We start from the raw sequence: 8,946 nt of genomic DNA on the forward strand, positions 1-8,946 counted from the left end.
CCACGACGGGCTTGGGCTCCGGCGCTGCGGGCTCTTCAGTTGGAGCCACTGGTTTTGGGGCCACAGCTGGCGCAGCTTTCGCTGCAGCTTCACGCTCGGCTTTGGCCTCGGCCTCAGCCTTGGCTTTCGCGGCGGCATCGGCCTGCTCCTGGGCCTTGCGCCAGAGCTCGAGCTGCTGGGGGTCGAGATCGGAGCGCAGTTCAGACGGCTGCTCCCCGTAGCGCAGGCGCATGTCCTTGAGCGTCACCCCAGGGGTCTGCTTCTGCTCAAAGCGGGGACTCAGGCGAATGACATCGCCGAGGTTGATCGCGGCCAGGCGCTGCGTGATGCCGTAGGCCAAGGCAAAGCTCACCCCAGCGACCAAGGGGCCCATCCAGATCCTGGGGAGACCATTGGGAGCCTGCTTCTGGGGTGCTCCGGCCTTGGCCATCTCAGCAGGGACGTTGGTGGCTGATGGTAGGCCTGCTCTTAGGTCGTGTAGTCGGCGTTGATGCGCACGTACTGATCGGAGAGGTCACACCCCCAGGCGCGTCCACTCCCAGGTCCAGCACCAACCGAGAGGCGAATCGCAACGGTGTCATCCAAGAGGTAGGCGCCGGCAGCCCGATCGCGCATGTAGGCCGAGGCGGCCGGCCGATCAAAGGCCATGGGTTGGCCAGCTGCCATCAGCTGATGCTCCCCGAGCCAGAGCGCTACGGCAGAAGGCTCGAAGGGGACTCCCGCACGACCCGCGGCAGCGACAATCCGGCCCCAGTTGGGGTCACGGCCATGGACGGCCGTCTTGACCAAGGAGGAGCCACAGACCGTGCGGGCGATGGCCAGCGCATCGGCCTCCGTGGCCGCCCCCTCCACCTGGACCTCCAGCAGGCAGGTGGCCCCTTCACCATCGCGGGCGATGGCTTTGGCCAGGTGTTGAGAGACCGCGGTGACCCCCTCCTCCAGGGCCGCGTACTGGGCTGGATCCAAAGGAGCGCCAGCGGCAAAAGCCAGGTAGGTGTCGTTCGTACTGGTGTCGCCATCAACCGTGATGGCGTTGAAGGAGCGCTGCACCGCGCGGGAGACCATCCCCTGCCAGACCTCAGCGGGAACGCCGGCATCACAGCTGAGATAGCCCAGCATCGTGGCCATGTTCGGGTGAATCATTCCCGAGCCTTTCGCCATCCCACCGATGCGAACGGTCTGGCCGCCGAGGTCCGCCTCCAGAGCGATCTGCTTATCGATCAGGTCGGTGGTGAGGATCGCCTGGGCTGCCGCAGGGCCTCCCTCCGACGAAAGGCCTTCCACCACCGGATCGATGGCCTGCAGCAGGGTCTCCATGGGGATCGGGACACCAATCACCCCGGTGGAGCAGATCAGAACCTCGTCCGCCGCAAGCCCCAGGCGATCAGCCACGGCCTGGGTGGCACGGATGCTGTCAACCAGGCCGCGGTCGCCGGTGCAGGCATTGGCCTGACCGGAATTCGTGAGCACCGCTCGAGCGACACCACCACTGGCCGCCAGGCGATCGGCGCAGAGATCCACGCAGGCCGCTCGCACCAAGGAGGTCGTGAAGGTGCCGGCACAGACCGCGCCCTCGGGAGCCAGCAAAAGTGAGAGATCCGGCTTCCCAGAGGCCTTCAGGCCAGCAGTGATCCCCGAGGCCTGGAAACCCGCAGGTGCGGTCACACCACCATCAATCAACCGCCAGGCGTAGGTCACAGCTGGTGAGCCGCATCAACTCCTGCAATTCTGAGTGCAGGCAGATCAGTGACTCCCCATGGGTCAGGGGCCCCGCTGGCAAGGGCAACAACGGCGCATTGGCCTGACCGGCGGCATCGCCACGGGCAAAAGCACGGTGGGGCGCCTGCTCGAAGCAGAAGGGCTACCTGTTCTTGATGCCGACCAGTACGCCCGTGAGGCCCTGGCACCTGGCAGCCCCGGTGCTGCAGCAGTGCTGGAACGCTTCGGCAACGCGGTTCGAACCAGCGGCACAGGCCCCGAGTGCCCAACGATCGATCGAGGAGCCCTTGGCTCGATTGTCTTCAGCAATCCGACTGACAAGCGCTGGCTAGAGCAACTCGTTCACCCGCTGGTCCGCCAGCGCTTTGAGCTGGCGCTCGCTGAACTCGCAGCTGAATCAACAGTGGTGTTGATGATTCCCCTGCTCTTTGAAGCGGGACTACAAGAGCTCTGCAGCGAGATCTGGCTGGTGGACTGCGACGAGAAGCAGCAACTGGAACGCCTGATGCAACGCGATGCACTCAGTCAGGAAGCGGCCCAACAACGGATCGCGAGCCAATGGTCACTGGAGGTCAAACGCAAGTGCGCCGACGTCATCATCGACAACCGACAGCACAGCCACCAACTAGGTGCAGCGGTAGAAAAGACACTAAAACGCAACAAAATAACAACACTTACTGATCCAAAGATTTCATAAAGCGAAGAAACTCCTCCGAAATATGTATTTAATGTGACAGGGTCAAAGCCTCAAGACAATGCAGTCCCGTCGCATTAAACATTTTTCCCTTGGAGTCGCTTGCATTACGGCAACCGCAGGGCTCTTGAGTTTAGGGACTAGCGCCCAAGCAGAGACCTACTCAAGCAATTGGGGCGTCGTAAAGATAAATCGAATCAACGGCAACAATTGGGGAGGAACCTATCTCGACGGCAAAGCCCTTCTGTATGGGAGCAAATCGAGCTCAGGTCAATTTTCAGGCCACTGGATTCGAAAGGATGGCAGCAGTCGCCGGTGCAACTATCCAATCTCAGGTTCTTATTACTGGGGTCGAGCCACCCTTCAGTTCAGCGGAAGCGGCTTTAGAGGTCAATACGGGAACTGCGACGACGAACCGCGGGGCAACTGGAGCGGCGAAATCGTCACAAAACAGCCTCAACAGCCACAACAAGTGCGCCTTGATGGCTGGTGGAAGGGCAACAACAGCGGCTACTACTCCATCCAGACCAGTGGCACAACCTTCCAGATGAAGGGCTTCAACAACGACGGCTCCGTCCTCAACCTCTACGACGGAACCATCAAGGGCAACACCATCACAGGACGCTGGAAAAACTACTGCGACAACAGATCAGCCAACGCCACTCTCCGTTACTCCAATGGGCGCCTACAGCGCATCGCCGGAAGCACCAAAAACACCACTTGGTCTAGGTCCGCCAGGCCCTCCAATATTCAGTCGCGACCCAACTGCAACTAAGCAACCTGCAAAGGACGAAATCCCCTCCTGAGGAGGGGATTTTTATTTCCCGATTCAGCTCACATCAAAAATAACGAGATCAACTGGAGGGTCTTCTTCAGCCCTTGAGCTTCTGGCTCAGAATCTGATTGGCGAGTTTCGGATCAGCCTTACCGCCGGTCTTCTTCATCAGCTGACCAACAAAGAAGCCCTGCAGCTTGTTCTTTCCGCCGCGGAAGGCTTCCACTTCCTCAGGGTGAGCAGCCAGAAGCTCTTCAACGATCGCGGTGATCGCGGCAGGGTCGCTGATCATGCCCAGACCCCGCTCATCGACGATCTTGGCCGGTGAGCCACCCTTCTCCAGCAACTCGGGAAGGATTTCCTTGGCGATCTTGCCGCTGATCTTGCCGCCGTCGATCAGCTTCACCATCTCCGCCACCTGCTCCGGGCGGAAGGCCAGTTCGGAGTAGCTCAGACGGTTGGCATTGACGTAGGCGGCAATGTCACCGGTGATCCAGTTCGCCACACCCTTGGGGTCCGCTCCGGCGGCCACAGCTGCCTCAAAGAATTCCGCCATCGGACGCTCGTCCGTCAGCACACGGGCGTCGTACTGGGACAGACCGAGGTCTTCGGCGTAGCGGTGGCGCTTGGCAGCCGGCAGCTCGGGCAGCTCAGAGCGCCAGCCCTCGCGCAGTTCTGCACTGACCTCAATCGGGCCCAGATCGGGATCGGGGAAGTAGCGGTAATCGCTGGCACCCTCCTTGCTGCGCATGCTCTTGGTGAGCTGCTTGCCCTCATCCCAAAGGCGGGTCTCCTGAACGATCGGTTCACCCGTTTCGTAGGCCTTGATCTGACGCTGAATCTCGTACTCACAGGCCTTCTGAATGGCCGAGAAGGAGTTCATGTTCTTGATCTCCACCTTCGTGCCGAAAGGCGCATCCGGCCCGCGGCGCACGGAGATGTTGACGTCACAGCGCAGGGAGCCCTCCTGCATGTTTCCGTCGCTGACGCCCAGGTAGCGCATGATCCGGCGGATCTCGGAGGCGTACTCCGCCGCCTCCCGGCCGGTGCGCAGATCGGGCTTGCTCACGATCTCAGCGAGGGCCACACCAGCGCGGTTGTAATCCACCAACGAGTGGGTTGAACCGGCGAGACGATCGCTACCAGCGTGAACCAATTTGCCGGCGTCCTCCTCCATGTGGAGACGCTCAATCCCGATCTTCTTGAGGTAGGTGTCTTTGCCTTTCTCAGCCACCTCAACTTCAATCCAACCGTCCTCGGCGATCGGTTCGTCGTATTGAGAGATCTGGTAGTTCTTGGGCAGGTCCGGATAGAAATATTGCTTGCGATCGAATTTGCTGTGCTCAGCAATATTCAGATTGAGGGCCATGGAGGCCTTCACGGCGTACTCCAGCACCTTCTGATTCAGGACCGGAAGGGTTCCCGGCAGGCCGCACACCACCGGATCGATATGGGTATTGGGATCGTCCCCAAAGGTGGTGGAGGCGCCGGTGAAGATCTTGCTGTTGGTCCCCAGTTGCACATGGGTCTCCAAGCCGATCACTGCTTCCCAGGCGGCCTCAGCTGCCATGTCCCAACTCCGTCAATCGCCTGATCCTATGGAAGGGCCGCTGGTCAGCCCAACGCATCACCTGAAACACTGGCGGTTCGGGTTGGATCGGCCATGACAGCCGCCCAGGGCAACGGAGTTCTGATCCTCGGTGGCGGCCTCATGGGTCTCGCCCTGGCCCATCAGCTCGCCCGGGCAGGTCGCTCCGTTGAAGTGCTCAGCCGCCAGCGCAGCGAAGCCGCTGGTTTTGTAGCCGCCGGGATGCTCGCGCCCCATGCCGAAGGGCTCAGCGGTGATCTGCTGCGCCTCGGCCAAGACAGCCTGCAGCGGATCCCCGGCTGGGTGGAGCAGATCGAAGCCGACAGCGGCCTCTCCTGCGGTCTGCGGGACTGCGGAATCGTGGTGCCCTTCGCCTCAGAGGCGGAGCGCGACATCTATCCCACCGCTCCCTGGGGCCAAGCCCTCGATCGTGCAGCCCTCGAACGCGAAATCCCCGGCATCGGACCCGGCTGGCGGGCCGGACTGCTGTTCCAGCAGGACGGACAAATCGATAACCGCCGGCAACTCATGCGCGCGCTGGAGCGCTCCTGTGTCGACCTGGGTGTCCGCTTCCAGGAGGGCGTTGAAGTCCTGGAACTGCTCCAGCGGGACCAGACACTTCGGGGGATCCGCGTCCGCAACGCCGAAGGCGACCTCCAGACCATCGATGCCCGTGAGGCCGTGCTCTGCTGCGGCGCCTGGAGTGCCGACCTGCTGCCGGAGCTGCCGATCTATCCGGTCAAAGGGCAGATGCTCTCGCTGCAGGGCCCCAAAGACGCCCTACCTCGGGTGATCTTTGGCCCAGGCACTTACTTGGTGCCCAGGGAAGACGGCCTGCTGGTCGTGGGAGCCACCAGCGAACGGGATGCCGGATTCACCACCGGGCTGACCCCCTTTGGCCAGAGGCAACTGCAGGCGGGCATTGCGGCGCTCCTCCCCGAGGCCAAACACTGGCCGCCGATGGAGCGCTGGTGGGGCTTCCGGCCCTGCACCCCCGACGAAGGCCCCCTGCTGGGGGGCAGCTCCATCTCGGGCCTCTGGCTGGCGGCGGGGCACCACCGCAATGGGGTGCTGCTGGCGGCCATCACTGCGCAGCTGCTCAAGTCCTGCGTCTTAAGGGAAACCCTCAACCCAGACGAACAGACACTGTTGGAAGCGTTCAGCTACCGGCGCTTTCTCAAAGGTTTGAGCTGAAGAATCCACTGAAAGTCAGCGACAGTGGAGGGAGAGCCCGTCAACCTATGCACGCTGTTCGGTCTTGGCAGATCCGTCGCTGATGCCTCTTCAAGACGGTCTTGAACTCCTGGCCCTCCTGTCCATGGGCCATTTCCTGGGGGACTTTGGACTGCAGAGCGACCGCATGGCCGCCGAGAAGTGCCGCGGCCAGGACAACACCCTCCCTTGGCAGTGGTGGCTCACCGGCCATGCCGCCATCCATGGCCTGATCGTGGCTCTCCTGAGCGGGGTTCCGGCCTTGGGCCTGGCCGAATGGGGCGCCCACACCCTGATCGACTACGGCAAGTGCCAGCACCGCTATCGCATCGGTGTGGATCAGAGCCTCCACCTGCTCTGCAAGTTGCTTTGGGTCCTACTGCTGAGTCTTTGGGCATAAAAAAGCCCCCCGCACTCGCGGGGGGCAAGGTTGAAATCGGTGGAGGGATCAGCCCTCGACGCGCCAGCCCTGATCGGAGGGGGTCCAGTCGCTGAGCTCAGAGGCCTGGAACCAGAGACCGATCTCGAACTGAGCGGTTTCAGGGGCGTCGGAGCCGTGGATCACGTTGCGGCCGATGTTGACGGCCAGGTCGCCGCGGATGGTGCCGGGCTCAGCCTCGAGGGGCTTGGTGGCGCCGATCAGCTTGCGGGCGCTGGCGATCACGCCGTCGCCTTCCCAGACCATGGCCACCACGGGGCCGGAGGTGATGAAGTCCACCAGGCCAGCGAAGAAGGGGCGCTCGCGGTGCACGCCGTAGTGGCTCTCAGCCAGTTCACGGCTGGGGGTGAGCTGCTTGAGGCCCACCAGCTTGAAGCCCTTGCGCTCGAAGCGGCCGAGGATCTCACCCACCAAACCGCGCTGAACACCATCGGGCTTGATGGCAATAAAGGTGCGCTCGGCAGCCATGACAAAAAAACATCTGATCCGGCCCATCGTCCGTGGCCGCCCTACCGCTTGGCAAGCACAGCTGGCACCCCGGGCGTGAGTCCTTAGATTTCTGCCATTGCCCCGCCGCCGGCTTGATGGTCTCCGCTGAAAACACCAGCTGGAGCGCAGCTGACAGCGCAGCCCTCTACGGCATCGACCGCTGGGGTGATCCCTATTTCTCGGTCAACGCCCGCGGCCACATCAGCGTGCAACCCAAGGGGGAGCGGGGCGGCAGCCTTGATCTTCTGGATCTCGTCCAGGGACTTGAAGGCCGCAGCCTGGGGCTTCCCCTGCTGATTCGCTTCGACGACATCCTCGAAGACCGGCTTGAGCGACTGCACGGGGCCTTTGAGCGCGCCATCGCGCAATACGGCTACGCCGGCCGCTACCAGGGGGTCTTCCCCGTGAAGTGCAACCAGCAGCGTCATGTCGTTGAGGAGCTGGTGACCTGCGGCAAGCGCTGGCACTTCGGCCTGGAGGCCGGCAGCAAAGCGGAGCTGCTGATTGCCCTGTCCTTGGTGGATGACCCCGAGGCGCTGCTGATCTGCAACGGCTACAAGGACCAGCGCTACATCGAGACGGCGATCCTGGCCCGCCGGCTTGGTCGCCAACCGGTTGTGGTGATCGAACAAGCCGACGAGGTCGAGCGCATCATCCAGGCCAGCCAGGAGCTGGGTGCTGCCCCGTTCATTGGAATCCGCGCCAAGCTCTCCAGCCGCAGCACCGGCCGCTGGGGAAGCTCCGTTGGCGCCAAGGCGAAATTTGGCTTGGCCATCCCCGAGCTGCTGGCCACGGTCGAGGCCCTGAAGAAGGCCAACCTGCTGAACGACCTGAAGCTGCTCCACTTCCATGTGGGCAGTCAGATCAACGACATCGCCGTTCTCAAGGATGCCCTGCAGGAGGCCGGACAGATCTATGTCGAGCTGACCAAGCTTGGCGCCCCCATGGGTTTCCTCGATGTGGGGGGCGGCCTGGGGGTGGATTACGACGGCAGCCGCACGGCCACCTCAGCCTCAACGAACTACTCGCTGCAGAACTACGCCAACGACGTCGTCGCCACGGTTCGTGAATGCTGCGACCCCCATGGAGTCCCGGTTCCCACTCTTGTCAGCGAGAGCGGGCGGGCCATTGCCAGCCACTTCTCGGTGCTGGTGTTCAACGTGCTGGGCCAAAGCACCGTGCCCAGCGGCTCTCCTGAGGCCGAAGGCGAAGAAGCCCTGACAGTCCGCAACCTGCGCCAGACCCTCGCTGAGATCGAAGCCGTCGATGGCCAGGGCGATCGCGATCTCTCCAAGCTGCAGGAAACCTGGAACGACGCCCTCAAATTCAAAGACGATGCGCTCAACGCCTTCCGCCTGGGCTACCTCAGCCTTCCGGAACGCTCCGTAGCCGAGCAGCTCACCTGGGCCTGCGCCCAGGCGATTGCACAAAAACTCCCCAGCAACGCAGCAATCCCTGAGGAGCTGAGCAACCTCAAGGCCGAGCTGGCCGCCACCTTCTACGCCAACTTGTCGGTCTTTCGCTCCGCCCCCGACAGCTGGGCCATCGAGCAACTCTTCCCACTTCTGCCGATTCACCGGCTGAACGAGCAACCCGAGCAGCTCGGTCACTTCGCCGACCTCACCTGCGACTCCGACGGCAAACTGGCGCGCTTCATCGCCCAGGGACAAAGCAAGCCCCTGCTGGAGTTGCATGCGCTGAGACCCGATGAGCCCTACCTCATCGGCATGTTCCTCGGCGGGGCCTATCAAGAGGTCATGGGCAATCTCCACAACCTCTTTGGCGCCACCAATGCAGTCCACATCCGCCTCTCACCAGGAGGCGGCTACCAGGTCGACCACGTCGTGCGCGGGGATACCAATGCCGAGGTGCTCGAGGCGATGGAGCACGATCCGGAAGTGCTGCTGGAGCGACTGCGGGTGACCAGCGAGTCAGCCATCCAAAAAGGAACCCTCAAAATCCAGGAGGCCCGCCGTTTGATGGATCACCTGGAGACGAGCCTGAGGCAAACGACCTACCTGCAGAGCTAA

General features: G+C 62.6%; 8 protein-coding genes and 1 pseudogene. 5 read left to right on the top strand and 4 right to left on the bottom strand.

The features are described 5' to 3' along the window. Both QZ186_RS07010 and argJ read right to left on the bottom strand, forming a co-directional pair. A pseudogene (locus tag QZ186_RS07010) lies at nt 1-430 on the bottom strand (hypothetical protein); the annotation flags it as partial. A 38-nt stretch (nt 431-468) separates the two neighbouring features. Then, the gene (argJ, locus tag QZ186_RS07015) at nt 469-1,698 is read right to left on the bottom strand and encodes a bifunctional glutamate N-acetyltransferase/amino-acid acetyltransferase ArgJ (RefSeq protein WP_296416252.1); all 1,230 of its coding nucleotides are present in this window, start codon (nt 1,696-1,698) and stop codon (nt 469-471) included. Between the two features lie 58 nt (nt 1,699-1,756). Between argJ and coaE the strand changes: the two genes are divergently transcribed. Then, nucleotides 1,757-2,416, top strand: a complete 660-nt coding sequence (gene coaE / locus QZ186_RS07020; RefSeq protein WP_296416253.1) for a dephospho-CoA kinase — start codon at nt 1,757-1,759, stop codon at nt 2,414-2,416. 469 nt (nt 2,417-2,885) lie between these two features. Continuing rightward, a complete protein-coding gene (locus tag QZ186_RS07025) occupies nt 2,886-3,188 on the top strand; it encodes a hypothetical protein (RefSeq protein WP_296416254.1) in 303 nt (100 codons plus the stop codon). Between the two features lie 97 nt (nt 3,189-3,285). Here the strand turns inward: QZ186_RS07025 and gatB are convergent, their stop codons facing one another. Then, nucleotides 3,286-4,758: an Asp-tRNA(Asn)/Glu-tRNA(Gln) amidotransferase subunit GatB gene (gene gatB, locus QZ186_RS07030; protein WP_296416255.1), complete on the bottom strand. Its 1,473-nt coding sequence runs from the start codon at nt 4,756-4,758 to the stop codon at nt 3,286-3,288. A gap of 93 nt (nt 4,759-4,851) precedes the next feature. Here gatB and QZ186_RS07035 point away from each other — a divergent pair, with 93 nt between their 5' ends. Together QZ186_RS07035 and QZ186_RS07040 are read left to right on the top strand one after the other, a co-directional pair. Further along, nucleotides 4,852-5,970, top strand: coding sequence for an FAD-dependent oxidoreductase (locus QZ186_RS07035; protein WP_296416256.1), 1,119 nt, complete (start codon nt 4,852-4,854; stop codon nt 5,968-5,970). Nucleotides 5,971-6,052: 82 nt separating this feature from the next. Beyond that, the gene (locus QZ186_RS07040; RefSeq protein ID WP_247476781.1) at nt 6,053-6,388 is read left to right on the top strand and encodes a DUF3307 domain-containing protein; all 336 of its coding nucleotides are present in this window, start codon (nt 6,053-6,055) and stop codon (nt 6,386-6,388) included. 48 nt (nt 6,389-6,436) lie between these two features. Here QZ186_RS07040 and ndk read toward each other — a convergent pair whose 3' ends face one another. After that, nucleotides 6,437-6,895 carry a nucleoside-diphosphate kinase gene (gene ndk / locus QZ186_RS07045; protein ID WP_247476780.1) on the bottom strand — a complete coding sequence of 153 codons (459 nt, stop codon included), beginning with the start codon at nt 6,893-6,895 and terminating at the stop codon, nt 6,437-6,439. Between the two features lie 116 nt (nt 6,896-7,011). Between ndk and speA the strand changes: the two genes are divergently transcribed. Continuing rightward, nucleotides 7,012-8,946, top strand: a complete 1,935-nt coding sequence (gene speA / locus QZ186_RS07050; RefSeq protein ID WP_296416258.1) for a biosynthetic arginine decarboxylase — start codon at nt 7,012-7,014, stop codon at nt 8,944-8,946.

It is taken from the genome of Vulcanococcus sp. DEBay_Sum29NL08_54 (assembly GCF_017859255.1).
Taxonomy (GTDB): Bacteria; Cyanobacteriota; Cyanobacteriia; order PCC-6307; family Cyanobiaceae; genus Vulcanococcus.

Coding starts and splice junctions, on each gene's coding strand:
- ndk (WP_247476780.1), bottom strand. CDS start 6,895: ATGGCTGCCGAGCGCACCTTTATTGCCATCAAGCCCGATGGTGTTCAG.
- QZ186_RS07040 (WP_247476781.1), top strand. CDS start 6,053: ATGCCTCTTCAAGACGGTCTTGAACTCCTGGCCCTCCTGTCCATGGGC.
- coaE (WP_296416253.1), top strand. CDS start 1,757: ATGGGTCAGGGGCCCCGCTGGCAAGGGCAACAACGGCGCATTGGCCTG.
- gatB (WP_296416255.1), bottom strand. CDS start 4,758: ATGGCAGCTGAGGCCGCCTGGGAAGCAGTGATCGGCTTGGAGACCCAT.
- speA (WP_296416258.1), top strand. CDS start 7,012: ATGGTCTCCGCTGAAAACACCAGCTGGAGCGCAGCTGACAGCGCAGCC.
- QZ186_RS07035 (WP_296416256.1), top strand. CDS start 4,852: ATGACAGCCGCCCAGGGCAACGGAGTTCTGATCCTCGGTGGCGGCCTC.